The sequence below is a fragment of the Anaerococcus nagyae genome (assembly GCF_040364225.1).
GTDB lineage: Bacteria > Bacillota > Clostridia > Tissierellales > Peptoniphilaceae > Anaerococcus > Anaerococcus nagyae.
Genome location: NZ_AP031484.1, coordinates 778356 through 803392, shown reverse-complemented (window position 1 = coordinate 803392; position 25037 = coordinate 778356). Strand labels below are relative to the sequence as shown.

Genomic DNA, 25037 nt, shown 5'->3' with positions numbered 1-25037 from the left:
TTAAGTAGGTAATCGATTTCAATATCTATACATTAAAAAGAAATATACTTCCTATATATAAATTTTAACAAATTAGAAATATATTGACAATAAGTATTATACAATAATGACGATTAATTATAATTATCTCTTTTGAAAAAACTTTATTATTACAAATAAAAAAAGCCTTACTTAAAGAAAGCTTAATTCAGTTAACCCTTTAAGCTTTCTAAGAGTAGGCTTTCGTTTAAATACATTAGTATTTAATATGAATTAGCTTAGGCCATTCTCTCTTTCCCCCAGTAAAATATTGATATTGTACCAGGGCCTATATGACTACCTATGGTAGGTCCTATATCAAATGCTTGTACCCCGCCATCTATATTAGGAAACTTCTCTTCAATCATGGATTTTATCTCATTTACTAATTCCATATTATCAGCATTAGATATAAAAATTTGATCATTATAATCACTACCACCTATAGCATTATTTTCTATTTTAGAAATTATAGCTTTTAAAAGTTTTTTTCTTGTTCTAGTCTTACCAGTAACTATCATACGACCTTCATCATCAACCTCGATTAATGGACAAATGTGCAAAACTCCACCAATACTTGCTGCTGTCTTAGAAATCCTACCGCCTCTAGCAACATATTCTAAGTTTTCATTACTAGTATAACTTATAACATGAAGTTTATTTTCTTCAGCCCAATTATAAAGATCATCTATGGCCATACCATCTTTTTTTAATTTAGAAAGCTTTGATACTAATAATCCTACTCCTGATGAAGCCATCTTAGAGTCTACTGGATAAACTTTTCTTTCTGGATATTCTTCCTTTAAGATTTCAATAGCTTCTAACAGAGAATCAAACTGACCAGACATCCCTGTTGATAAACAAACATGAATTACATCATGTCCACTTTCTAATAGAGGTTTTAAATAGTTTACATACTCTCCAGTATTGATTCTTGAAGTAGTTGGTTTAGCACCTTCTCTCATATTATTATAAAAGCTCTTCATATCTAAATTTTGTCCAAAGTCATCTAAATAGTTTTCTCCATTTAATTCATAATTAGCATTTATAATACTAACGTCTAAGTTATTTTTTATATAATCTACTGCTAAGTCCATTGTGGACTCACAACTTAATATATAGTCTGTCATTAGATCCCCCTTAGGTTAATTCAATATTTTATATTTTATCATATATAAAATTATAGTCCATAAATATTTATCACTTATCTATGTATTTATTTTAAGTTATAGTATTTATTATAGTATAATGATAAAAAAGAAAGGAGTTTTTATGCATTATACTGGTCAAGTTTATAGACCGCCTCTAGAAGCTTATACCCCACTTTTAGAAGTCACCTACGGTTGCTCACATAATAAATGTGCTTTTTGCACAATGTATAAGCAAACAAAATATGGCATATCACCTCTAGAAGATGTAAAAAGTGATATAATTGAGCTTAGTAATTCATTTCAAAGAAAACTAAAACCTTTTGAGAGAATATACCTTTTAAATGGAGATCCTTTTACTTTACCTACAGAAAAATTACTAAAAATTGCAGAATTAATAAAGGAATATATACCAGAGTGTAAAACAATAACAGCATATTGCTCATTTTATAATCTAGAAAATAAAACTTTAGATGATATGAAAAAACTTAAAGAAGCAGGTTATAATGAGCTTTGGTTTGGAGTAGAAACAGGATATCAAAAAGCTCTTGATTATATAAATAAAGGTACAAATCTAGATGGATATTATCGAGGTCTAGATAAGATGAAAGTAGCAGGTATAGAATATCATGCAATTGTGATGCAGGGAATTGCAGGATCTGGCAATTCTTTAATAAACGCTAAAGAAACTGCCAAAGTACTCAACTATTATCCACCTAAAGGTGTGTATATAATGAGTACTGCTGTAAATGAGGGGTCCCCTCTTTATTACATGAGAGAACGTGGGGAATTTATAGAAACAACTAATAGGGAAAATTTAGAAGAGCAAATCTACCTACTTGAAAATTTAGAAATGCCAAATGAAACTTTATATTCCTCAGCACATATGGTAAATATAGTAAGTGTCAGCGGTCATATGGATAAAAAACAAAAAATGATTGAGAAACTTAAATATGCTTTAGAAACAATTGATCCCGAAATTTTAGATATGACAAACCAAAGAGAAGCCCGATAATAACTATATAATAATGCTAGCTACTATAATAATTAATAGTGGTTAGCATTTTTTGATGTCTATTAAAAAATCTAGGACAAATAGAAAAATACGTATAAGAATAAATTATAATATTAATTGTAATTATATGAGATAATTAGTTATTTTCTTTAATATATATTTATCTTAATGGAAATATAAGTAAATTTAATTTTAAATAATTTATGTACTTTACAATTACACCAAGTAAATATATACTAATACTTTAATGACTGCTATATAATAAAACTTAGGAGTATTATGAAACTAATAATTTTAGAAACTACTGACATACATTCACACATATCAACTGACTCATTTAAAGTGCCATCTAGAAAAGAAACTTTCTCTATGTCTAGGGCAAAAACTTATATTGATAAGGTAAAAGAAGAAAATCAAAATGTAATTTATATAGATAATGGAGATAATTTGCAAGGCTCTCCACTTGCGACTTTTTATCACAACAATAATGATCCAAAAAATCTAGCAGATTCTTACAATTTGTTAGGAACTGATTGTATTATTTTGGGCAATCATGATTTTAATTACGGTCAAGATTATTTAAGATCTTATATAAATCATGTCAAATGCCCTGTACTTTCTGCTAATGCAATTCAAGAATCAAATAATTACTTAGATATAAGTCCATATACTATAAAAGAAATTAAAGGAATTAGAATTGGTATATTAGGTCTAGTAACTCAATACATACCTCATTGGGAAAATCCTAAAAATATAAAAGGTTTAGCATTTAAATCTGCATTAAATACCGCTAATTATTATGTTCCTTTTTTACGCAATAAAAAAAATTGCGATATCATAATTATTTCTTATCACGGAGGATTTGCAAAAGATTTAGAGTCGGGCAATGAAATACAAGTCCAAACTGGAGAAAATGAAGCTTATGACTTATTATATTCAGGTTTAGACTTTGATATCCTCTTAACTGGTCATACTCACCAAGAAATAGCAGGTGTGTATAACAATATACCAGTAGTACAAGCTAGTTTTGCGGGCAGAGCAATTGCTGAAATCACTTTAGAAATTAACGAAAACAAAAAAATCATAAATAAAGAATCAAAAATAATTGACTTATCAGAGTTTACTCCTGACCTCAAGTTAGAAAATCATATAAAAAAAGATATGAATAAGGTTCAAAAATTCTTAGATATTTCGTGTGGATTTATCAAAACTAATGCAAAAGTAGACTCTATAATGCAAGCTCAGATAAATGGTCATCCGTATATCAATCTCATTAATCAAATTCAAATGGAATATGCAAGGGCAGATATTGCAGCAACACCTATTTTTACAATAGAAACTAAAGGATTTGATGAAAATATAACTATGCGTGATATTATTAACAATTATATATTTAATAACACTTTGATGAAGCTTGAGATTACTGGGAAGGATTTAAAACAAATTTTAGAATTCAATTCTAATTATTTTATGCTAGATGAGGAAGGTATGATTGTTCAAAATCCAGAGTATTTTATATTTAATTATGATATATATTCCGGAATTGAATACACTTATGATTACAGTAAAGATATTGGTCATAGATTAACTAGTTTAAAATATCACGGTCATGATGTAAAAGACGATCAAAAGATTATTCTTGCTACTAATAATTATAGAGCTATTGGAGGAGGTGATTTTCCCGTACTTAATGGAAATCAAATTATATGGGAATCATCTGAAGAAATGCCAGAATTAATATTTGACTACATAAAAGAAAAAAAAGAGGTAACGATCAATAATTATCCGACTGTAAATATTATAGGATATAAGGGCATATAATAAAAAATAGAGAGGACTAGTTTTCAGTTATTAGCTAATCCTCTATTTGTTTAATTATTAATTTATCTCTATTTCTTGTTAGCTAAATCTAGCTTTTCATATTTATAGATCTTATAAAACATCCAAAACATTCCTATTGTTAAAACTGTGTGACCAATTCCAGCAACACCAGATATGGCAGCTAAGCTAATGGTTTCTTGGCCTTGACTAACAACTGTATAGATGCCTTTTAATAGCATACTAACAATAAATATTGTAAATCCTATTATATAAGTGTGGTAAGATTTTTTTAAAGTCAATATTCTCTCTCTATCGTAATTTTTGACTAATAAATAGACACCCATTAGAGTTAAAAATCCAAGTACAAGTGTATGAGTATGGACTAATTTTAAATATGTTGGACCTACAAAATTATAATATTTAGTAAATTTTCTTGAGAATGCTCCAGCAAATATTCCCAAGATGACACAGTTTACAGATGTTTTAAGTATTGAGCTTTTATTAAATCCATCTACAAAATATTTAAATCCAAATACTACTATTAATAAATAAGCTATAGTTTTTGGCATCATTAAAGCACCGACAGCAGGATACTTTTTACTAAATACTACTACTGGTATATAAAATGCAAAACTTAGTAATATTAGCCACCACATATTTTTAAGACCAGGTTTTTCTTTCTCTTTATAAGACCAAATAATTAAAAGTACACCTAAGATTAAAAATGGTATATTTCTATAAATCCCCCACTCATAAGCTTCATTAGCTGTACCCCAGTTATTTTGTGGCATAAGAACTAATAGTATTCTAATGACAGCTAGAACGTATACTAAAATTTTCTTTTTATTATCATAATCACCTGTTTGCTTTCTATAAAAATAGTAATATAGGACATAAAAAATAGTCATTGTAATACTTGTAACAAATTTTCCCCAAGATAGAGCATTTATATTAGCTTCAAATCCACCAGGACTTAGATGAGAAACTATTCTAGGGATTAAATGAAAACTATCACCCAATCCTAAAATAATAGCCATAACACCAAAAAGCTTTGCCTCTTTTCTATCTTCTAAAACTAATCTTACACCCAAAGCTATTACAAGTATTAAATAGCTTATATCAAATAAACTTTCACCTATTTCCATTAATAACTCCTTGCATGATCCACCTAATATGTAGTTTATATTTTTCTACAAAAGTATCCTTATCCCAATCTTCTCTAAAATTTCTTTCGATGAGGCTATGAACCACGGCTCTGAAAAAATAAATCTTTTCTTGATCAATTCCAATTGACTGCTCCCTATTAAAAACTAATCTGAAATTTTCATGAGAATTTTCCCAACTTTTGTTTAATCCCTCATCCCAATACAAATATCTATTTTTATATAATTTATATACATCTTCCCTAAAAATAATTTCAGCAATATCTTCACCAAATTCTTGAAGTGAATCATAAATATTTCCATTATTATTTTTTAATGTATCCATAAAAAGTATATGTATATCATGAGTTTTTTTATCAAGTATATAAAAATAGCTATCTTCTAAATCATTGAAATACTGATAGAAGCTACCTCGAGCTATACCTAAATTTTCAACTATAGTTTTTATGTTTACTTGAGAAAAAGGCTTATCAGAAAATTCATAAATTAATTCATCTGTTATTTTTTTCTTTTTTTCCTTATCTAAATTATAAAATGTATCCTTAGGCAATATATATTCCTTTCTAGTGACATTGTGTCATTGCATTTATATTATAAATGACATAATGTCATTTGTCAAGAAAAAATAAAATGACTCCACAATAATTCTAAGAGTCATTTTTAAAAGTTATATTTTCAAATAAGTTTATTGCTTGGATTTATTCATTTTCTTACTTCCAATAATTAAACCTACTAATAATCCTGAGCATAGTCCAATCCCTGTTTCGTCTATAATTGATCCTATTAATAATCCAAAAGCAAGACCCAAACTCATAAAATATCCTAAGTCTTTATTCATTACTCTATCCTCTCCCTTGCTTTGTTTTATAATTCTTTTTTAAAACAAATAATTTTATTTATTTCGATAAAACATATAGCTAAATGAAAATCTAAACTCCCTTTATTTTCTAATAGGAAATCACTAGCAAACTCCTTACACCCTTTATCTCTTATCCACTTTTCATAAGCTTTTACTAATTCTTTTGCATAATAATTTCTTCTATAAGATTCCTTTACATAATTATTAAATCTTTCATAAGATCCGCTCCTTTAAGGATTTTATTTTAAATATTTAATATAAATCTGACAAGGGTTCCATTCATTCCACATATCTGGAAAACATTCTAACTCTACATATCCCATAGAAATATAAAATTTATTTGTTATATCATATTCCTTATAGCACCCCGATTTGACTGTCTTCACTTGGGAATAGGAAAATCTAAATTCTTTAGATAAGTTTTCATAATTTTTAATTAACTCTCTACCTACACCTAATCTATGAAATTCTTTTTTAACACCCATTACAAAAATTTCTGAGCTATCGTCGCTAGTTTTATTCAAAACAATGAATCCTATAGGCTTATTTTCCATATATGCAGCTAAATATGGCATATCTTTTGAATCATTTATATAATTCTCAATGGATTCTGTTACTCCAAACCATTCTGTCAAATCATAAAGAATTTCTCTTGAAATTTTCTCTTTTTCCTTTGCATCCTTTATTTCTTTTATAATAGTCCTCATAATAATTATTTTAAATCTAGTTAGATAAAATTGTTAATCACATATTATCTTTAACACCTACTGCAACCATCCTTGCTTTGGCCCTTATTTCTCCTGCTACTTCCATTGTCATATTAATAATTGCTTTTCTTTCAGTAAGCTCTTCTAACTCAGATGTAACCATAACTTCTTCATTCATAGGAACTGGCTTCTTAAAGTCTACTTCAATTCTGGCTGTTATAAATCTTTTTATAACTGTATCTTCTGTAAGCTCTAGACCTTTATCTTTGTGATTAAAGTAAGCTGCAGAAGCAGTTCCATGACAGTCAAATATCATAGCAATCATACCCCCAAATAAATTTTGAGGAACTCCACCAGTATATTTTTCATCAGGTACTATTTTACAAATACAAGCTTCACCATTTTCACTAGGATAGGACTTTAAATGTAAACCTTGATCATTTTTAGAACCACAGCCCCAACAATGTTGGAAGCGTTCTCCATATGTATCTTGAATCGCTATTCTTTTTTGATTTTCCATAACTGTTATCTCCTTTTTTAATTAATTTTATTCCACTCTTCTTTTAATACCCTATTAATTAAACTACAACAAAATAAAACTTTATTGCCTAATATATGTGCGTACTGGATATTCAGTATTACCTTCTATCATTCCCATCTTTCTATAAAAATTATTAGATACTTTATCGTTCGCATCAGTAATTAGTAAAAATTGCCTTACATACTTAAATTTACAACTTGTTTTTTGATAGAGATTTTTACCTATAGATCTTCTATAATAACCAGGTCTTATTATAAGATCTTGAATATACACAACATGGTATCCATCACCAACACATCTAATAAATCCTATAAGTTTATCATTTTCAAATGCTCCCAATATATAGAGAGAATTATCAATTGATTTTTCTAATATTGTTAAGTCATCAAGATATGCATACCAAGAATTCTCTTTATAAATTTCTATAATTTGGTCTATATATTCTTTACCAAATTCTTTATATATAATGTTTTCCATTTTAAATTCCTTTTATCTAACATATTTCGTGTATATACACTTATTGCTTTTTTATTAGGAATGGGGTCTATCCAACATCTATCAATCTACTTGTACATAAGCTTACAGTAATTTCTAAATCGTCTCGATCTGATTCTTTTATTTTTAAATTCATAATATCCTACATTCAGTCAAAGTTTAACAAAGTATCTAAACCTAGTCTTAGAGCGTATTCAATGGAATCTCCACCAAATCCTCTAGGATCATATTTTTCTATATTGGACAAAGAATCTGCAGTAAATAGTATTTCTCCCCAAACTGCTCCTCTAAATTCTGCAACAGCTCCAATGGCTGAGCACTCCATTTCTACTACTTTGCAACCTTCATTTATGCGATATTCCACCATATCCTTAGTTTCTCTATAAAATCCATCTGCTGACCAAGTTATTACTTCCTCATACTTTAATTTGTGACTTATCAAGGTTTTTTCTATGACTTTTAAAGCTTTTTGATTTATATTTACAAATCGTGATGGAGAAAGATAATGATAGCTTGCCCCTTCATCTCTTAAGGCTTTATTTGGTACTAAAAATGTATTTTCGGCAATATCAACCAGGACCCCACAAGAACCTGTGCTTATTATTTGCTCACATCCGTAGGAGATCAGCCAATCTAAGATTTGTGCAGAGACTGCGGAACCTACAGGAGCTTGAACCAGGCATATTTCTTCTCCTTTATAATTTATTATATAAATGGGATATGTTTTAGTTATAGACTCAAATTTTCCTACTATATGGGCATTATAACTATTTGCCAACTTATCTAAAGCATCTCCTAAAAATGTAAATAAGCATTTCTGAGGTAGGTTAAAGTCAAGGCTTTCATGATCTGGCATGATGATTGATTCTTTACTATCGTCATATTCTAATATAGGATATTGATTTTTAAATATTGTCATTGCATTTTTACCCTGAAATTTGTATAGCAAACAAGCCTATATATTACTATTTTTCTTTTACTTCCTTTCCCTTTATATCTTCTATATCAATCACATATATATTACAAGCTTTCCCACTTTTTGATATATGCTCATCAACCAAATTTTCACTTGGGTAGTATTTCATTGCAAATTCTTTTAGGATTTCTAAAGCCCTTTTTTCATCGTCTACTTTTTTACATTTACCAAAAGCAACAACACTTTCTACAAAGGGTGCCCAATCTTCTTCTTTTATTTTCTCCTCTCCAATAACAGTAAAACAAACTTTATCCGAGTTTCTTAAACTATCTACCTTATGACCTACTTTTGCACTGTGCATATATATACTATTATTTCCTTCATCGTATAAAAAGTTCATGGGAATAGCATAAGGATATCCGCAATCTCCATTTACAGCAAAGATTCCAATTCTTGCATTTTTAAGCAAATTTTTTATATTTTCATCAGTAATTTTATTTTTACTTCTTCTAATTTCTCTAAACATAGCATCTCCTCAATATAAAAAAATAAATATTGTCTTAATCAATAGTTATTTAACTATCAACTTTTTAAGTATAAATTAAAGTCCATAATATTAAGTCAACAATCATAAATATTCCTAATACTTTAATATAATCTAATACAGAATTTAGTTTAACCTTTGCTAGCCAATAAATAATTATATATGCTAATAACTCTCTATCATTCCCTATATAATTAATAATAAAATATTTTTATCATTATCTTTCTTCATAAGCTTTGTCAATAGACAATAAGTCTTTAACTTCCTCAATGGAAATATCATCCAAAGATCTACATGGCCAACTAGGGTTATTATCCTTATCTATTATCTTAGCCCTAATTCCTTCCTTTATAGAATTTTTATTTATTGCGTATTGAATAATCCTAAGATCTAAGTCTATACTTTCGTCATAGCTTAATTCTTTACATACAAAATATTTTTCGAATTGGATAGTTAACATAAATGGGTCACGTTCTTTAAGAATATCACAGCATTTTTTTGCAAATTCATCGTCAGTATTATCCTTTAAATCTTCAAATATTTCATTTAAACTAGAATGAGAAAAATATTTATTAATTTTATCTATATTCTTATCAATCTCTGATTCATTATCTTTGACTTCCCATTTTTTAGCCTCTTTGTTAAGATTCTCTATTAGTTGATCACCTTCATAGTTTTTAGATAGATCATATAGTTTTGTTATTAATTTTTCATAATCCTTCGAATTTATATATACATCAGCTAAATTATACTCTATCAAGTCACTAGATTCTAAACTTACGCCACAAAGTCCAACATATTGTCCTAAAGCTTGTGGTAAACTAGAAATATACTTACAAACTCCAACATCTGGTACAAATCCAAGGCTAGTTTCTGGCATTGCCCAGTTAACAGTTTCGTCTGTTATTATAAAATTAGAATTTATAGTTAATCCTATTCCTCCACCCATAGTTACACCATACCAATGACTTATTATAGGTTTTTTATAATTTTTAACATATTTATCTAAATCAAATTCTATTTTGAAAAATCCATCCTTATCTGCACAATCGTCATTTATTAAAAATTCATTATAAATTTCTTTAAGATCTCCACCAGCACAAAACCCTTTGTCTGAAAGACTATCAAAAAGTACCACTTTTACCTTATCATCATTTTCCCATTTTTTTAGTATCTCACTAATTTTTTTAATAGTGTCACTATTTAATGCGTTTATTTGCTTTGGTCTGTCTAAGTAGATAATTCCTACATTTTCAATTATTTTTTCTTTTATCATATTTCACCTCATTTATAGTTTTATTTATTAATACAATCTATTGCCAATCTTATTGTCTATTTCCCATACCTAATATCTACCCTTTTACTCAACTATTTTTAATAAGCGATAGGCTATAATTTTAAATATAAAAAAACTCCACTTTTATAATAAGTGAAGCTTATTATTCCACTGCTATTTTGTTGTATCAACGATTATATTTATTGCTTTATCTATATCAGTGTTAGGATTTAAAAATGCTAGTCTTAAAATTATTTCTCCATTTATACTAGATGGTATACATAAAAGCTTACCTTCTAGAGCTAAATCATTTGACCAACTTGCATAGTCTTCAATCTCCCAATCTTTTCTTTTGAATACTACTATTGATAAAGTAGGTTCCATTACTAATTCTAAATGATCTGTTTCTTTTATAGCCTGTGCACATTTTCTTGCGTTTGCTATACATTTTTCAACAGCTTCGCTATATTTTTTGCTACCATAGGTTACTAGAGAATACCATAATGGAAGCCCTCTAGTTCTCCTAGATAGATGAATCGCCATATCTGATGGATTGCTTTGACTATGATCTACCCCCTCAAGATACTCTGCATGTTGCGAAAAAGTTTGATAAACATTTTTAGGACTCCTATATACCAAACAACAACAATCATATGGCGCAAATAGCCATTTGTGAGGATCTACTATAAATGAATCTGCATTTTCAATTCCTTTATATAAATCTCTAACACTTGGTGCTAAAATGCCAGCTCCACCATAAGCTCCATCTATATGTAACCATATATCATATTTTTGACAAACTTTAGAAATAGATTCTATATGGTCAATAGAACCTGTATTTGTTGTACCAGTCGTGGCCACAACAGCAAATACCCCTTCATTCTCTTTAATAAGTTTTTCAACAGTTTTGCCACTCATTACTCCATTTTTATCTGTATCAGCAGTCAAAACATCAACATCCAAAACTTTTGCAATAGTTTTTACTGATGAATGCGTATCTTTTGAAATAATTAATTTATAACCGTCACTAGGTCTTCCATTAGGATATTTACCTTCATCTTTCCATTTATTTCTTGCATTATCTCTAGCACAAGCAAGAGCTGAAAGATTACCATGTGTACCACCAGAAACAAATGTCCCGATCGCTTCTTCTGGCCAGCAAAGATTTTTTTTAATCCAGTCTACTACTTGGTTTTCAGCATATATAGCTCCTGCACCACATTCCCAAATACCTCCAAATACATTTGCTGCTGATACTACTTCATCAAATGCAACTGCAGCTCTTGTTGGAGCACAAGGTATATATGCGAAATTCATAGGATCATCTGCAGAACGAGTAGCCTTATTTAAAGTATCAAAAATATCTAGAGCTTTTTTAGGTCCAAGGCCATCTTCTGTTATAGTTTGACCAACCTTATCTCTTAACTCCTTAGCAGAAAGCGCTGTAGTTTTAGGATCAGATCCAGAAACAGTTCTTTCTTTAGCCCAGTTTAAAGTTAATTCTACAGATTCATCTTCATATGTCCAAAATTTATTATTCATAATCCACCTCATAAATATTAAATATATCTTTATTAAATAAGATATAGGAAAAAATAAATGTATGCAAGTACTTGATTTGCATTGTTAAAGTAAAAGTTATTATCCAGCACAAAACTTGTTTTTAAATAAAAAAATAGTTTTAGAATCATATAATCTATTTCTAAAACTATTTAAATTAATTCCATATCTAATTATTTCTATTAAAATAACTATAAGTGGTGTGATTTCTAATAAATACAATACCCGCAAGTTCCAGTGCACATCCTAAACCAGTATAGAAAAAAGCTATAAAAAAATCTGGTAAAATTCTGTAGAGGTTATTCTAATGATTTTGAGATGATTTATTCATTCTGCAACAGTCCCATTAGTATTTTATATATATAATATAATCAAAAATTTTCTTACAATTAATTTCTATATTTATTCATAAGATCACTGTCCAAATGACAGTAAGAAAAATCTTCAGGGAACCTATCAAGATGATCTTGGTGCTCATCAGCACTTTTTATATAGTTAGAAAGTGACATTACTTCCACTACAATTTTATCTTTATCTTTGCGCTGACTTAAAAAGTCCCTAGCCTCTATCAAATGTTTTTCTGAAGTACTATAAATACCAGTTCTATATTTCTTACCTACATCAAAGCCTTGCTTATCTAAACTATAGGGATCTATTATTTCAAAAAGATAGGCTAATATATCTTTTGTAGAACATATGCTACTATCAAAAACTAATTTTACACATTCAGCGTATCCATCATATTCTCCATCTAAAATATTGCTAGAACCATTTGCTCTTCCAGCTTCAGTAGAAATAATTCCTGGTATTTCTTTAAAAAAATATTGAACACCCCATAGGCACCCACCAGCTACATATATTGTTTCCATATTATTTATTTCTCCAATCAAAGAGCTATAATAAGTAACTGACAAATATCTATTTAATATTATGCTTTTCCATTCTCTCAAGGAAAAGATCCGTAATAATCGCCTTGAGTTCTGCACGCTCTTTTTCTGGCAACTCACCTGGTATTTTAGCTACATTATATAGGTCTGGGTGTTCATTTGCAATTTTCTCAATAGCTTTACTTATAGCATGTCCTCTTACAAAAAATGGGATTTTCTTAATCCATTCTTGGGGAACGAGCTTAAGAATCTTATCAGCTGCTTCTTTATCACTTATATTAGCTGTAGATAATCCCTCATTGATCTGTTCTTGGTCATTTTCTGAAAATTCATTTAATTTCATAATTCCTCCTAGTCTTTATACCTAAATAGTTGATTTATTAATTCATTTTATTTAGTTATCATATTTAAAATAACTTTCCCTAAAAATATTCCTATACACTATAAAGAAAACCACTTTACTTTTTCAACAAAGCTATCAGAATCTAAATAACCATTTATCTTATAGAAATGATTATGCATAGGATCATTCACAGACTTAAGCTCTATACATGAAGCTCCTAATTCTTTAACTTTCTGTTCAAGTTGATCGAGAAACTGGCCTCCCAAGCCCCTATTTTGGAAAGTATAATCAATTACTATTTCTTCTAGTGTATAACCTATTATATCATCATATTGTTTAAAGTAGCCTATAATAAAACCTATATAATTATTATCGTTCTTTAAAATCAAGCAATATGAATCCTCCATTGTCAAAACTTGGTGTATACGCTTATAGGCAGTTTGTTTTATCCAATTAGAACCTTCAATATTATTGTAATAATCTATATATAAATCTAAAATATTATGTATATCTTTTACTTTCATTTCTTCTATTATCATATAATATTCCTGTATATTATCTAATTAATTCTAGTAAATTCCAGAGTATTTTATTACTGTATCGTCAAGATATTCAACTTCCATTGTTACATGTAAAGCATTTTTCACAATAATGCTAGCAAATTAATTACACATACTTTCTAATTTCTGGTTTTTTATAGTCATTAATAAAGTTCTCTATCTCTTCTAAGTTTTCTGAGAATAATGTTTTTTCTTTATCCGTACTAGTTAAAAATCCTTCTTTAACCATATGTTCAAGCATCTTTTCTAAGTGATCATAATAACCATTTACATTAACTAATATGCAAGGACAATCATTCTGCCCAACTCTAGCCCATGATATAACTTGGATAATCTCTTCTAGTGTTCCTGGCCCTCCTGGCAAGGCAATAAATGCATCTCCTTTTTCGATCATATAAGCTTTTCTATCAGACATATTATCTACTGTTATTAATTCATTTAGTCCTGAATGACTAATTTCTCTTTCAACCAAAAAAGTTGGCATAACGCCAATAACATTTCCACCATTTTCTAAGACAGTATCTGCAAGTAAGCCCATCAAGCCAACTTTACCACCGCCATACACTAAAGTATGATTATTATTAGCTATCCATTCGCCTAATTCAATAGCTTTTTGCTTATAGATTTCATTATTACCAATGCTTGCACCACAAAATACTGTTATGTTCATTATTCAAATCTTCCTTCTATTTTATTGATATGGTTTTCTAATATTTCTTCAAATGATATGTCATAATTGCTTGAGAAAGCTCTCCAACTTCTTCAGATAAAAAATTCATTCTTATAAATAAATCCAAACTGTTGACAAAATATAAAATTCGACCATTTCGACCGAACCTAGTGAGTGGAGAAATCTAATGAGATCCCTCCATGCGTTCGTTTCACTCACTTAGTCGAGATGGTTTAATTTAAATTATTAATAAATTATAATAATCTCCTCAATATTTAATTTAAATAACAGTCAAACTATTATTTATATTGGATAATATGCTCTCCCCAATCTATGATTGAATCATTGGTTCTAGTACTTACTGCCTTATAAAAAAGATTGTATCCTATCTTATCTTCTTTCTTAAGATATTTAATTGATTTTTTACTACCAAAGTAAAATATATCCCTTAACAAACAATAGTCTTCTAAACTTTCAGAAAGAAAAGTAATAGCTCTGAAATTACTGTCATCATCCCCGTTTCCTATTCTCCATAGTGTCTTTTTAATCCACGAAACAAGGAACTCCTTATCCTTATATGTGAAAGAATCAACATACTTTTCTACTTCTGATTTTAATTGCTTACCAATTCCAGTATCATAAATAATATTAGCTTTATAAATTGTTATAAACTCTTCAATACTTTTAGTTTTTATCTCATCTTCAGTATAAATAAAACAATCTATATAAACATTATCTATCAGATGATCATCATGACTGTAATCCTTATATTTTACTATAATCAAACAATCAAAGTCACTGTTTTGATTGTAAGTACCATCAGCATATGACCCGTAAAGTGCTATAGTAAGAGGGTTCTATTTTTCTTTTAGATAAGTTATTATTTTTTGCTGATTTATCATAAATAAGCTCCTACTTTTTACTTAAATATCTTAGCTATTAACTTTTTAAATCTTTAAATTTATTAATGTTCTTATTTTAAAATAAGTTTTTATAAATCCTCTACATCTATGACTGGCACTTCATTTTCTTGAAGTAGTTTTGCAAATACACCTTGGCCTTCAATAATTTTACCCGTAAAAGTACCGTCATATATAGTATTTACACCACATGATGGACTCCTTGATTGTAGTATGACTAGGTCTACATCTTTTTCCATAACTATATCCAAAGCTTTTTGGGCTCCTTTTCTAAACTCCTTATCTACTGACAGACCGCTTTTTATTCTAACTAGACCATCTACAATCTCTGCAGGTTCTCTTGGTGTAGCTAGGCCTCCCAAGACTTCTGGACATATTGGTATGACTTCATAACCTTTTACAAAGTCGGCTAATTCTTTGCTATAGTTATTTCCACCATTATATTTACAATTTTCGCCTAATAAGCAAGCACTTACTGCAAGTTTCATTAAAATTCTCCTAATCTTTTATTACAAAACTAAGTTCCCTAAAGAATTATTATATCTTCTAGGGACCTTGATTTTGATATTTCAATTATATATTTATAGCTCTATACATCTGCAAAATCCACATCAGGGATAGCTTGTATTTCATATTCTGGGAAGTTTTCTTGTACGTCTTTCATTACTTCTTCAAATACATCTAGTCTATCATCAGCATCAAGGCTTATAACCACATCAAACCTGATTGACTTATTATCTTCATCTACATAAAATCCATGGAGTTGAGTCACATACCTATGAGATAATACTATCTCTTTTAATTTTTTGTGCATATTAATAACTTTAGGATTTGTTGTATTTATAGAATATACTCCTATAGCAGTTAGGACAATTTGATGCTTGTAGTAAACCTCTAATTGTATATCTCTTATCATCTGATCAAGCTTATCTGCAGTGTAAGTATCTGGCACTTCAATATGTACAGATCCATTCCAAGAGTCTGGTCCATAATTATTAAGGACTAGGTCATAGGCCCCTTCTACACCAGGGAAATTTTCTACAGTCTTTTTAACTTCTCTAGCAAGTTTTGGGTCATTTCTCTCTCCCAATAGCTGTGATATAGTACGTTTTAGCATATCTATAGCAGATTTTATAATAATGATAGATATTATAGCACCAAGATATGCCTCAAAAGAGATATTAAATATTAGAAAAATTGCTGCTGCTACTAGGGTGGACGCAGATACTACAGAGTCTAGTTTGGCTTCTTCTCCTGAGTTTATTAAAGAATCAGACTTTACTTTTACACCTACATTCTTTACATATTGCCCAAGTATTATTTTGACAATAACAGCTACCCCTACAATGATTAAAGATTGTCTAGTATATGACGGTGTTACTGGATTGATAATCTTTTTTATAGCTTCAACCAAAGAAGTAATACCAGCATATAAGACTATAACTGAAATTATCATAGCGCTAAGGTATTCTATCCTGCCATAGCCAAAGGGATGTTCCTTATCAGGTTCTTTAGCTGCAAGCTTAGTACCTACAATTGTAATTAGAGAACTACCAGCATCAGCTATATTATTCACCGCATCTAGAACAATAGCAATAGAATTAGAAGCAAGACCTATAACAGCTTTAAAAGCTGCAAGCAAGGCATTAGCAACTATGCCTATTATGCTAGTCTTAACAATCTGCTTCTCACGTTTTTTTGCATTTTCATCCTGTCCTTTTAAATCTTGTAATTTTCTCATTTTTTAGCTTCTTTCTTAAACTTAATAATTGTAAAGTTGCTTTATTTATAAAATTATTTTAACTAAACTAAACTTAAAATACATAATTTTAAGTCAAGTCCATAATATTGTGTAAATTTATCTAGAATATTTAAGATAATTTGTAACTTCGTTTCACTTTCCATAGGCTTGTTAAATGCTTTGGAAAATATACTATAATTTTTTACTTCAGTACAGATTAAATTTTTCAATATCTTCACTATTAATTGTAAAATGTAGTTTGGTCATTTAGTTTTGTTTTTTGATTGATGAATTGCAAATAATATCGCGACACCTAAAGCAAACTAAGTTCGTGCATAAATAAATCAAATGGAGTTTGATATTCTAGACATTTTCTAGGTCTAGTATTAGGCTCCATTAAGTTTTTAATCAGCTCATTAATAGATATTTTAGATGAGTCTGTCTTCTTAGGGTAGTATTCCCTTAGCAATCCATTTGAATTTTCATTACTGCCCCTTTGCCATGCTGAATATGCATCAGCAAAATAAAAATTTATCCCTCGTTTTTCAACATCTTCATAACAAGCAAATTCTTTGCCTCTGTCAGATGTAAATGTCTTTAAAGCTTCTATTGGTAAAGATTCAATTAACTTATCAATTGCCCTTAACATCGAATTTTTACTTCGATCTACCATGGGTAAGGCAATATAAAATCTAGTTTTTCTTTCCACAAATGTTGCAAGACAACCTTTGCTCTTTCCTCTAGAGGATACAACTGTATCTAGTTCCCAATGACCGAAAGTATTCCTTTTTTTGACTTCTTTAGGTCTTTTGTTTATTGATTTACCAATATTAAACTTACCTCTTGTTTCTTTTGGTTTTCTTGATTTTCCTTTTCTTCTTATATCAGAAATATCAAAGTCTATAATTCCTGAGTAAATCCAATTATATATTGTTTTAAAGCATACAATATCTTTGCATACAGTGTTTGATGTTTGCTCAAGAGACCACTTCTTATGAAGTTTTTCAGATATGGATTTGGTGATATTATCATTAGCTTTTGATTTTCTTCCTTTAGATAATGATTTTTTAATTTTATCTTTTTGGGCATAGACAGCTTCGTACTCATTATCACACCTTTTTAATTCTCTAGAAATTGTGGAGTGATGAAATCCTAAAATTTTCGCTATTCTCCTAGAAGAATAGCCCTCTTTCCTTAACACCTCTATCTTATTTCTCTCATTTAGGGTAAGATGTTTATAACTCATATTGACCTCCGTGTGTGTTTTTGTCGTTATTAACATTTTACACGAAGTTAGTATGAGTTTTCTATTTTATTCTAGTGTCGCATTTAATTTTACAACTTATCGATTAAAAACAATGTACTAGTTAAGGTTTCAAATTACCTTTTCTTTTTACACAATTATACGAACTCTATCGTGATTTCTTTATTATCTTCAATAATTAGTATGATTTTCATCACAAAATCTCATCAATATTTTCTTCAAATTATACCAAAATTTATAATATTATATAATCTAATAAGCCTATTAGTGTACTTGTAGTATACGTTAAACATTAAATTAAAAATAAGATTCCTACTGATCTTTTATCAATGCTATGCTTTTAAAAATTTTAATATTCACTAACTACATAAAAATAACACCTACACTCTGTAAGTGTCATAAGAAATTTATAATACATCTTATTTTCATATATTAGATCTTCCTACATCTTCTAAATAATCATTTAACTGTTCATTCCAAATTTTTCTATCTTCATCGATTATCTCCCTTATTACTCTACATGGATTTCCGACTGCAATTACATTACTTGGTATATCTTTTACAACAACAGAACCCGATCCAATAACTGTATTATCTCCTATAGTAACTCCAGGATTAATAACTACATTACCACAAATCCAAACATTATCACCTATAGTAACAGGCCATGCGTATTCTAAATCTTTATTACGAACGTCCTTATCAATTGGATGGCCAGCAGTATATATACTAACATGAGGAGCAATAAATATATTATTTCCAAAAGTAACATAGTTCTCATCTAATATAGTCAAATCTGTATTTGCATAAAAGTTCTTGCCAAATGATATTTTATCTCCATGATCAAAATAAACAGGTGGTGTCAGCACCATATCATCAGGAGCTACTTTAAAACATTTTTTCAATTCTTCAAAAGCAGTCTTATCATGCCAAAATTCCGACTCATTAAATTTCTTTTGCGCAAGGTGAACTTTCTCAAATGTATTAACTCCAACACTGTATGGATGATAAAGTTCACCAGAAATCATCCTCTCCCATTCCTTCTTATTTATCATTATCTATCCCCCAAAATTTCAGATTCAACAACTTAAAATTCCACAAATATTAGATAAATATATTCATATTTATACCATAATCTAAATAGAACTTATAATTTCTATCTTTTCCTTTGTTTTCGATTGTCTTTTATCATTATTTATAATATAAATATTCTATCTTCCAACTATAATTCTTTTGTGTACAATTAAAGCATCTAGATTTTTTCTAGATGCTTATTATCACACATTTATTTTATCTTACTTCATTTCTTACGCTTAAGTTTAAAATTTAGTTTCCTCTATTTATATATCCAAGCCACTCTTTATATTCTGATATCGGATTATTTTCTAAAGATTTTTCAGCATAAAACCTAGCAATTTTTTCAGAATAAGGTGGAGTTATAACATCAAATATATAAAATGATATTAGATTGGATAAATAAGCGATTTTCAATGAATCATTATATTCTTCTAAATTAATTAGTAAACCCAACATATGAAAATATAAATTAATACTGGTTACTTCATCAATTTTTAAACTAATATCTAATAATTTATCATGCGTAATTTCATATATATTATTTATATTTATTAATGAACTCAATTCTTCATAACTTAGATTTTTTTTATCGTTTTCTATCATTCAAGCCTCTCTAAAAACTGCATTAATTACTCCAATCTGTTAAAATATATTTAACTAATCCTTCTGAATCTTTTATAAATCGTACAACTAAATATCTTTAATATTACTAATTTGATTTTCTAATTTATTTAATAACCTAAATTCATCAATGTAGTAAACTTGCTATTATATATAATAGATAGATATGTGTAGGATAGAAGATATAAAAGAAGTTCTTATTACCTTTTCCTCTTTCTCCATTATAAAAATATAAAGGAATGATTGAAAATACCATCATCCATTGGATACCTGATTTATCAAAATAAAAGCTCAACAATCCAGCAATTAGTATTGCTAAAAATTGAATCTTTCTGTTATTTCTAAATATATATAGTATCAAACCTAGTAGTACCATAATATAGCCACCTTCTATGGTTACTAAGTTAGGAATCATTAACATAAGCAATGAAATCAACTGAGTTAAAATTGGTGATATTGCTCCTTCACCGCTAACAAGTGTTCCTAAGGCTAATACTATTATGGATAATAGCACGGGTAAAATAAAAATAAAAAAGCCAATAAAAAAGTTTTTGGTTGACTTTTCTTTAATTGAATCTACCATACGATCCCATCCACTATCTAAAATAGCAACAACAAGAAAAGTACTAAAAGCATTATTCATAAGACCTATATGACCATTATCAAATAAGTTTCCAATAACAAAATTTCCTATGCTCATTAGCCAACTCATAAGTAACAAACGAGTAATTAATTTCTTTCGACTTCTTGTATAATAAAAGCTATCAGCAAATAAAAATAAAAAAATTGGAAATACAAATCTTCCAAAAGCAGTTAGCCAAATAGGTGCTCCAAATTCATAAAACATCTGGTGTATATGATCTAGAACCATAAGTATAACTGCAAAATACTTTAAATTAGTAGCATTTGCATAAGACTTCATAGCATACCTCCTTTTAATCATAAAATCAAAGCTTTATCTTTTAGGTAAGTAATTATAACAAATCAAATAATAACCCACTATATAAAACTCAGATTTTTTAAAAATAGATATATTTAAATATAACAATATATCATTATAAAAATACCCAACTTGTTTGATATTATTAATAGTCTTGTCGGGTACTGCAAAGTATTTAAATATTCTACTTTTGATATTCTATCAATCTTTGTAGTTAACTTAAAGTTTATTTATTATTATGTCTTATATCTTTTATCATTAGAAACTTTAAGACTTTTCCATATTATATAGATAAAAAAATTGCTTACTATGGAAAGTTTAAAAACAAGAAATAGATTTTACTTTTCAGATGTATATTCAGCGTAGTTAAGAGGAAGTAATGAAAATACAAATAGATTATAAAATAACACTATCAAAAAATATACTTAGTAAAGATAGGTAATAAAGCATTAATTAAATATTTAATAGCACTTAATACTAAACCCAGAAAATGCCTAGATTATCAAAATACATTTGATTTATTTATGCACAAATTAGCTTGCTTTATGTATCACAGTATTATTTACAATTTATAAAATAAATATAAATCAAGTCTTAGATCTAAATGATTTTAAGTATACCAAAGTTTCTAATTTTTAACCAACAGTTCTATAATCTTCACATTGCTTAATAAGCCAGTAAGTATAATGTTTGCTATTCTTTTTAAACTTTAAAATCTATATAGTTATTTTAAAAAATTTTCTTAATTAATTCAATTATCTATTTTAGTGAATCTATGTAAATTTATTAAGCCACAATTCTTATAACAACCCAGCAACAATATCACCGTGTCGCTTCTCATCATTTTTTACGCTTTCAATCTCTGGAAATTTTTTCGCAATTGGAGCGTAATTTTTGGCAGCGTCATATTCTCCTTTTATAATGAGTGGATATAGTTTCTTTTTACCAATTATTCTGTATAATATCGGCATAAAAACACTCAATGTTTTCTTTGGCTTTAAATTTTGTTTTGTAAGTCCATGAAATACAGCCGCATGATGACCTTCTTCTGCAGCAAGCTTTCGAAAGATTTCCGCATCCTTTGTATCTTTTACTACATTAGAAAGTCCTTGATACATCAAAACTACATTTAACTCTCCTTGTTGAGATTTTAATAATGTCTTCATTTCACTTTTACTTATATTCACTTTGTCCTCCTTACAATAATAACGATTAGAAATTAATATTTATATACTATCTTCTCAATCACTTTTCTTTCATGCTTTAAATAACATGGATTTCTTTCTACTCTAAAATATATCACTTTCAGTTGTTATTACAATTATTAAAAGATTACCCTTAATATTTTCTAAATTTTAAACAATTTAAGCTTAACTCACTGAATTTCAACAATCTTAAATTATTAGGGGCTTGATAGCACATAATTAAGAATATATCAATCAGTACATAACTTATAATTTATTATATATATCATTCTGGAGCAGATAAAAACAGCCCTATAATGTAAGATGACCCCTAAGATCCTGAAACATATTTTATAGACGAAATAATTTATCAATGAAGAACTTCTTTGAAATACTTAAACATGAAATATATTATGATGTGGACTTTAATAATTATGACAGTTGATAAGAGAAATAGAATCAGATATTAAATGTTACAATAGGATAGAACTGAGAAAAAATTAAAAGGAATTCTAGCTATAAAATTCATATTACATTCCGATTAATATATTACTAAGTTATTCTGTGTTTACGGGTTCAAGTCAAAATCTTTAAGGCTCTTTTAATTATTCTTTTACTATTTTAACTATACTAAAACTACTTACTCTTCACTTGACTTTTTTTCTTAGAAGAAAATCTAATTAAGTTAGAAAGTATGAATTTCTAACTAAGGAGGATTTATTATGTTAGTTGAATTAAAAGCTAAATCACAAGTTACTATCCAAAGGACATAGTAAACTCTATGGAATTAGATCAAGGTGATCAATTTGAAATAATAGGAGATAATGGAAAAATTGTACTTGTTCCAGTTGAATCTATCCAAAACATATCATAAAAAATTTAAAAGCTGAAGTAAAAGAGATTAAAGAATCTATAAAAAATGGAGAAAGGCCAATCTTTGATTCCATTGACTCTCTATTTTAGGAGTTAGACAAGTAATATCCTATAAAATTACTTATTCGAAGGCTTTTAAAAAACATTACAAAAAATTATCTGATAATGAAAAGAATCAAACGAAAAAGAAACTTAAATCATTCGTAGAAAATCCTACTCATCCATCTTTAAGAATCAAGAAGATACAAGGTACAGATAAAATATGGGGATCTTCTGTTAATATGGATATTAGAATCATTGATTAGCTAAAATATCTTGCCTAATCGTTTCTAGCGAACTCTGTGTTCCTACATGTCTTGCATAGGATTTAAGTAATCTTTTAGCCTTTTCTTTATCTCTTTTTGCCAAGTCCACTCTACTAATATCATTTGAAACAACAGCATCAAAATAATCTATGGCTTAGAATAAGGCTGGTTTTTCATCTAAGCCAATTGCTTTTGGCCATCCACCTTTACATATAAAAAAGGCTATTTCTTCAAGACTGGTTTCATCAATCGCCGAGATGTTTTCTCCTTTAAATAAATCCCTGAGAGAAATCTCTCCACTTGAATCCTTTGATTCATATAGACTCATAGATCGCATTAGAAGTCTAGAAATTCTACCCGTACCCGTATGCATTGAGTCATCAAATTCATTAGGTACTGCTGAACCAGTTAATATAAATTGACCAAATTCATCGCTATTATCAACCTCATAACGCACAGCATTCCATAAATTAGGTGCTATTTGCCTCTCATCAATTAGACTTGGGGTTTCTCCTTCAAGTAAAGTACTAGGAGAAAGCTCTGCCATTTGCTGATACTGTCTCGTCATATCAGATCGATCCATAGATATAAAGCTTTTTGCCTTTTATTTTGCTGTTGTTGTCTTACCGGACCTTCAATTAAAACTGCCCTTTTTGCGTCTAATCGTTCTTCCAATAATTTATCTGCAATTCTATGTAAATACTTTTTCATTATTTCCTTCCATACTCAATACTTAAGTGGATTTTATCACTTATTCAAGTATTTGTCCTATTTTTATTCAAGGACTCGGTTAGTATTCTATTTTCTTATATTTATGATATAATGCTTATGGAACAAGATCTTGCCATACGTGGTGGGGCTTTTTTGCAATCAAAAGACCCGACTTGGTCCGCATTGTTAAGAGGCGTGTCGGGTACTATTATTTTAGTGTATATTTACTTTTTATCCTTGTCAATTTTCTATTTCAACTTCAACTGAAGATTTAGATATTACTTTAAGCTTTTCATCATAAACTATAATTTTTTTCTATTAGAAGTTAATTTGTAATTGAAACCACCTCTTGCGTTCGCTATTATATTAGCATTAATAATTGCAATTACATTTACGTTAATAGATAACATTATAAAAATTAATACTACACACCCCTAATCTTAATATCATCACTGGTATGTTTATTTCATTTTCAATATACATAAAATTACCCTTTAAAAATCTTTAATAGATTTTAACCATTTTCTTTCTTCGCCAAGTCCTTATTAACTCTATATCCAATGATGAAGTAAAATAGCATTTGCAATACAACTATGATTGTCATAGTTGTATTATTTAGACTATTACTAAATATTATTATAATATTTAATAATATAAAAAATATAGCATATATTCGTAAAAGTTTAGCTGCATACTTATGAGCATACTCCCAGTTTTCTTTTGATTTCATACTTAATCCTGTTCTAAATCCACTATACTTACTGATATTCCCATTTGCTTTATACCTATAAAGAAAAGACAAAAACAGCCCTGCTATAGGTAATAGACTAATTACAATTTTTTCAAAATACATACTTAAACCTCCCTATTTCGTTAGC

General features: G+C 28.5%; 28 protein-coding genes and 2 pseudogenes. 3 read left to right on the top strand and 27 right to left on the bottom strand.

Translation table 11 applies throughout. The annotated features are described in order from the left end of the window. Positions 1-257: 257 nt before the first annotated feature. The gene (locus ABXG81_RS03905) at positions 258-1148 is read right to left on the bottom strand and encodes a DegV family protein (RefSeq protein ID WP_353529184.1); all 891 of its coding nucleotides are present in this window, start codon (positions 1146-1148) and stop codon (positions 258-260) included. A gap of 142 nt (positions 1149-1290) precedes the next feature. On the opposite strand from ABXG81_RS03905, the gene ABXG81_RS03900 reads away from it, so the two are divergent. Further along, entirely contained in the window at positions 1291-2181 is an 891-nt protein-coding gene (locus tag ABXG81_RS03900) for a radical SAM protein (RefSeq protein ID WP_353529183.1), read from the top strand. Positions 2182-2460: 279 nt separating this feature from the next. Next, positions 2461-4002 carry a bifunctional UDP-sugar hydrolase/5'-nucleotidase gene (locus ABXG81_RS03895; protein WP_353529182.1) on the top strand — a complete coding sequence of 514 codons (1542 nt, stop codon included), beginning with the start codon at positions 2461-2463 and terminating at the stop codon, positions 4000-4002. A gap of 68 nt (positions 4003-4070) precedes the next feature. On the opposite strand, the gene ABXG81_RS03890 is transcribed toward ABXG81_RS03895, so the two are convergent. The 23 genes and pseudogenes from ABXG81_RS03890 to ABXG81_RS03780 all read right to left on the bottom strand — a co-directional run bounded on the left by ABXG81_RS03890 (position 4071) and on the right by ABXG81_RS03780 (position 22273). Next, entirely contained in the window at positions 4071-5147 is a 1077-nt protein-coding gene (locus ABXG81_RS03890; RefSeq protein WP_353529181.1) for a DUF2871 domain-containing protein, read from the bottom strand. After that, positions 5134-5715 (bottom strand): TetR/AcrR family transcriptional regulator, encoded by a 582-nt coding sequence (locus ABXG81_RS03885; RefSeq protein ID WP_117520944.1) that lies wholly within the window; start codon positions 5713-5715, stop codon positions 5134-5136. Before ABXG81_RS03885 ends, ABXG81_RS03890 begins: the two co-directional genes overlap by 14 nt. Before the next feature lie 135 nt (positions 5716-5850). Further along, positions 5851-6003 carry a hypothetical protein gene (locus ABXG81_RS03880; protein ID WP_181965112.1) on the bottom strand — a complete coding sequence of 51 codons (153 nt, stop codon included), beginning with the start codon at positions 6001-6003 and terminating at the stop codon, positions 5851-5853. Positions 6004-6029: 26 nt separating this feature from the next. Next, positions 6030-6212, bottom strand: a pseudogene (locus ABXG81_RS03875) (GNAT family N-acetyltransferase); the annotation flags it as partial. A 51-nt stretch (positions 6213-6263) separates the two neighbouring features. After that, a complete protein-coding gene (locus ABXG81_RS03870; RefSeq protein WP_353529180.1) occupies positions 6264-6731 on the bottom strand; it encodes a GNAT family N-acetyltransferase in 468 nt (155 codons plus the stop codon). Positions 6732-6768: 37 nt separating this feature from the next. Further along, positions 6769-7251: a thioesterase gene (locus ABXG81_RS03865; RefSeq protein ID WP_353529179.1), complete on the bottom strand. Its 483-nt coding sequence runs from the start codon at positions 7249-7251 to the stop codon at positions 6769-6771. Positions 7252-7332: 81 nt separating this feature from the next. Next, on the bottom strand, positions 7333-7749 hold the full coding sequence (locus tag ABXG81_RS03860) for a GNAT family N-acetyltransferase (RefSeq protein WP_245325670.1): 417 nt from the start codon (positions 7747-7749) through the stop codon (positions 7333-7335). A 166-nt stretch (positions 7750-7915) separates the two neighbouring features. After that, entirely contained in the window at positions 7916-8686 is a 771-nt protein-coding gene (locus tag ABXG81_RS03855; protein ID WP_353529178.1) for a nucleoside phosphorylase, read from the bottom strand. A 46-nt stretch (positions 8687-8732) separates the two neighbouring features. Continuing rightward, positions 8733-9209, bottom strand: coding sequence for a pyridoxamine 5'-phosphate oxidase family protein (locus ABXG81_RS03850; protein WP_353529177.1), 477 nt, complete (start codon positions 9207-9209; stop codon positions 8733-8735). A 235-nt stretch (positions 9210-9444) separates the two neighbouring features. Further along, positions 9445-10503, bottom strand: coding sequence for an enoyl-CoA hydratase/isomerase family protein (locus ABXG81_RS03845; protein WP_353529176.1), 1059 nt, complete (start codon positions 10501-10503; stop codon positions 9445-9447). 174 nt (positions 10504-10677) lie between these two features. Then, positions 10678-12045 (bottom strand): aminotransferase class V-fold PLP-dependent enzyme, encoded by a 1368-nt coding sequence (locus ABXG81_RS03840; RefSeq protein WP_353529175.1) that lies wholly within the window; start codon positions 12043-12045, stop codon positions 10678-10680. 407 nt (positions 12046-12452) lie between these two features. After that, entirely contained in the window at positions 12453-12932 is a 480-nt protein-coding gene (locus ABXG81_RS03835) for a peptide-methionine (S)-S-oxide reductase (RefSeq protein ID WP_353529174.1), read from the bottom strand. A gap of 49 nt (positions 12933-12981) precedes the next feature. Further along, positions 12982-13293: a hypothetical protein gene (locus tag ABXG81_RS03830; RefSeq protein ID WP_288222992.1), complete on the bottom strand. Its 312-nt coding sequence runs from the start codon at positions 13291-13293 to the stop codon at positions 12982-12984. Between the two features lie 98 nt (positions 13294-13391). Then, positions 13392-13832: a GNAT family N-acetyltransferase gene (locus tag ABXG81_RS03825; protein WP_353529173.1), complete on the bottom strand. Its 441-nt coding sequence runs from the start codon at positions 13830-13832 to the stop codon at positions 13392-13394. A gap of 127 nt (positions 13833-13959) precedes the next feature. Next, positions 13960-14523, bottom strand: coding sequence for a TIGR00730 family Rossman fold protein (locus ABXG81_RS03820; RefSeq protein WP_209813616.1), 564 nt, complete (start codon positions 14521-14523; stop codon positions 13960-13962). 299 nt (positions 14524-14822) lie between these two features. Next, a complete protein-coding gene (locus ABXG81_RS03815) occupies positions 14823-15368 on the bottom strand; it encodes a nucleotidyltransferase domain-containing protein (protein WP_353529242.1) in 546 nt (181 codons plus the stop codon). Between the two features lie 146 nt (positions 15369-15514). Continuing rightward, the gene (locus ABXG81_RS03810; RefSeq protein ID WP_209813614.1) at positions 15515-15931 is read right to left on the bottom strand and encodes a DUF523 domain-containing protein; all 417 of its coding nucleotides are present in this window, start codon (positions 15929-15931) and stop codon (positions 15515-15517) included. A 101-nt stretch (positions 15932-16032) separates the two neighbouring features. Continuing rightward, positions 16033-17184, bottom strand: a complete 1152-nt coding sequence (locus tag ABXG81_RS03805) for a cation diffusion facilitator family transporter (protein WP_209813612.1) — start codon at positions 17182-17184, stop codon at positions 16033-16035. Between the two features lie 313 nt (positions 17185-17497). After that, positions 17498-18430, bottom strand: coding sequence for an IS30 family transposase (locus ABXG81_RS03800; protein ID WP_209813610.1), 933 nt, complete (start codon positions 18428-18430; stop codon positions 17498-17500). Between the two features lie 443 nt (positions 18431-18873). Further along, positions 18874-19503 carry a sugar O-acetyltransferase gene (locus ABXG81_RS03795; RefSeq protein WP_209813608.1) on the bottom strand — a complete coding sequence of 210 codons (630 nt, stop codon included), beginning with the start codon at positions 19501-19503 and terminating at the stop codon, positions 18874-18876. Positions 19504-19774: 271 nt separating this feature from the next. After that, the gene (locus ABXG81_RS03790) at positions 19775-20128 is read right to left on the bottom strand and encodes a hypothetical protein (protein WP_117520910.1); all 354 of its coding nucleotides are present in this window, start codon (positions 20126-20128) and stop codon (positions 19775-19777) included. 145 nt (positions 20129-20273) lie between these two features. After that, positions 20274-21068, bottom strand: a complete 795-nt coding sequence (locus ABXG81_RS03785) for a TraX family protein (RefSeq protein WP_117520908.1) — start codon at positions 21066-21068, stop codon at positions 20274-20276. 818 nt (positions 21069-21886) lie between these two features. Further along, the gene (locus ABXG81_RS03780; protein WP_117520906.1) at positions 21887-22273 is read right to left on the bottom strand and encodes a ferritin family protein; all 387 of its coding nucleotides are present in this window, start codon (positions 22271-22273) and stop codon (positions 21887-21889) included. 719 nt (positions 22274-22992) lie between these two features. On the opposite strand from ABXG81_RS03780, the pseudogene ABXG81_RS03775 reads away from it, so the two are divergent. Then, a pseudogene (locus ABXG81_RS03775) lies at positions 22993-23233 on the top strand (AbrB/MazE/SpoVT family DNA-binding domain-containing protein). A gap of 369 nt (positions 23234-23602) precedes the next feature. Here the strand turns inward: ABXG81_RS03775 and ABXG81_RS03770 are convergent. The 3 genes from ABXG81_RS03770 to ABXG81_RS03760 all read right to left on the bottom strand — a co-directional run bounded on the left by ABXG81_RS03770 (position 23603) and on the right by ABXG81_RS03760 (position 25012). Then, entirely contained in the window at positions 23603-24016 is a 414-nt protein-coding gene (locus ABXG81_RS03770) for an AAA family ATPase (RefSeq protein WP_245325668.1), read from the bottom strand. After that, positions 24013-24159 carry a hypothetical protein gene (locus tag ABXG81_RS03765; protein WP_245325667.1) on the bottom strand — a complete coding sequence of 49 codons (147 nt, stop codon included), beginning with the start codon at positions 24157-24159 and terminating at the stop codon, positions 24013-24015. The genes ABXG81_RS03770 and ABXG81_RS03765 overlap by 4 nt, the downstream gene beginning before the upstream one ends. A gap of 514 nt (positions 24160-24673) precedes the next feature. After that, positions 24674-25012 (bottom strand): SdpI family protein, encoded by a 339-nt coding sequence (locus ABXG81_RS03760; protein WP_117520904.1) that lies wholly within the window; start codon positions 25010-25012, stop codon positions 24674-24676. Between the last annotated feature and the right edge of the window lie 25 nt (positions 25013-25037).

Coding starts and splice junctions, on each gene's coding strand:
- ABXG81_RS03905 (WP_353529184.1), bottom strand. CDS start 1,148: ATGACAGACTATATATTAAGTTGTGAGTCCACAATGGACTTAGCAGTA.
- ABXG81_RS03900 (WP_353529183.1), top strand. CDS start 1,291: ATGCATTATACTGGTCAAGTTTATAGACCGCCTCTAGAAGCTTATACC.
- ABXG81_RS03895 (WP_353529182.1), top strand. CDS start 2,461: ATGAAACTAATAATTTTAGAAACTACTGACATACATTCACACATATCA.
- ABXG81_RS03890 (WP_353529181.1), bottom strand. CDS start 5,147: ATGGAAATAGGTGAAAGTTTATTTGATATAAGCTATTTAATACTTGTA.
- ABXG81_RS03880 (WP_181965112.1), bottom strand. CDS start 6,003: ATGAATAAAGACTTAGGATATTTTATGAGTTTGGGTCTTGCTTTTGGA.
- ABXG81_RS03870 (WP_353529180.1), bottom strand. CDS start 6,731: ATGAGGACTATTATAAAAGAAATAAAGGATGCAAAGGAAAAAGAGAAA.
- ABXG81_RS03865 (WP_353529179.1), bottom strand. CDS start 7,251: ATGGAAAATCAAAAAAGAATAGCGATTCAAGATACATATGGAGAACGC.
- ABXG81_RS03860 (WP_245325670.1), bottom strand. CDS start 7,749: ATGGAAAACATTATATATAAAGAATTTGGTAAAGAATATATAGACCAA.
- ABXG81_RS03855 (WP_353529178.1), bottom strand. CDS start 8,686: ATGACAATATTTAAAAATCAATATCCTATATTAGAATATGACGATAGT.
- ABXG81_RS03850 (WP_353529177.1), bottom strand. CDS start 9,209: ATGTTTAGAGAAATTAGAAGAAGTAAAAATAAAATTACTGATGAAAAT.
- ABXG81_RS03845 (WP_353529176.1), bottom strand. CDS start 10,503: ATGATAAAAGAAAAAATAATTGAAAATGTAGGAATTATCTACTTAGAC.
- ABXG81_RS03840 (WP_353529175.1), bottom strand. CDS start 12,045: ATGAATAATAAATTTTGGACATATGAAGATGAATCTGTAGAATTAACT.
- ABXG81_RS03835 (WP_353529174.1), bottom strand. CDS start 12,932: ATGGAAACAATATATGTAGCTGGTGGGTGCCTATGGGGTGTTCAATAT.
- ABXG81_RS03830 (WP_288222992.1), bottom strand. CDS start 13,293: ATGAAATTAAATGAATTTTCAGAAAATGACCAAGAACAGATCAATGAG.
- ABXG81_RS03825 (WP_353529173.1), bottom strand. CDS start 13,832: ATGATAATAGAAGAAATGAAAGTAAAAGATATACATAATATTTTAGAT.
- ABXG81_RS03820 (WP_209813616.1), bottom strand. CDS start 14,523: ATGAACATAACAGTATTTTGTGGTGCAAGCATTGGTAATAATGAAATC.
- ABXG81_RS03810 (WP_209813614.1), bottom strand. CDS start 15,931: ATGAAACTTGCAGTAAGTGCTTGCTTATTAGGCGAAAATTGTAAATAT.
- ABXG81_RS03805 (WP_209813612.1), bottom strand. CDS start 17,184: ATGAGAAAATTACAAGATTTAAAAGGACAGGATGAAAATGCAAAAAAA.
- ABXG81_RS03800 (WP_209813610.1), bottom strand. CDS start 18,430: ATGAGTTATAAACATCTTACCCTAAATGAGAGAAATAAGATAGAGGTG.
- ABXG81_RS03795 (WP_209813608.1), bottom strand. CDS start 19,503: ATGATAAATAAGAAGGAATGGGAGAGGATGATTTCTGGTGAACTTTAT.
- ABXG81_RS03790 (WP_117520910.1), bottom strand. CDS start 20,128: ATGATAGAAAACGATAAAAAAAATCTAAGTTATGAAGAATTGAGTTCA.
- ABXG81_RS03785 (WP_117520908.1), bottom strand. CDS start 21,068: ATGAAGTCTTATGCAAATGCTACTAATTTAAAGTATTTTGCAGTTATA.
- ABXG81_RS03770 (WP_245325668.1), bottom strand. CDS start 24,016: ATGACGAGACAGTATCAGCAAATGGCAGAGCTTTCTCCTAGTACTTTA.
- ABXG81_RS03765 (WP_245325667.1), bottom strand. CDS start 24,159: ATGAAAAAGTATTTACATAGAATTGCAGATAAATTATTGGAAGAACGA.
- ABXG81_RS03760 (WP_117520904.1), bottom strand. CDS start 25,012: ATGTATTTTGAAAAAATTGTAATTAGTCTATTACCTATAGCAGGGCTG.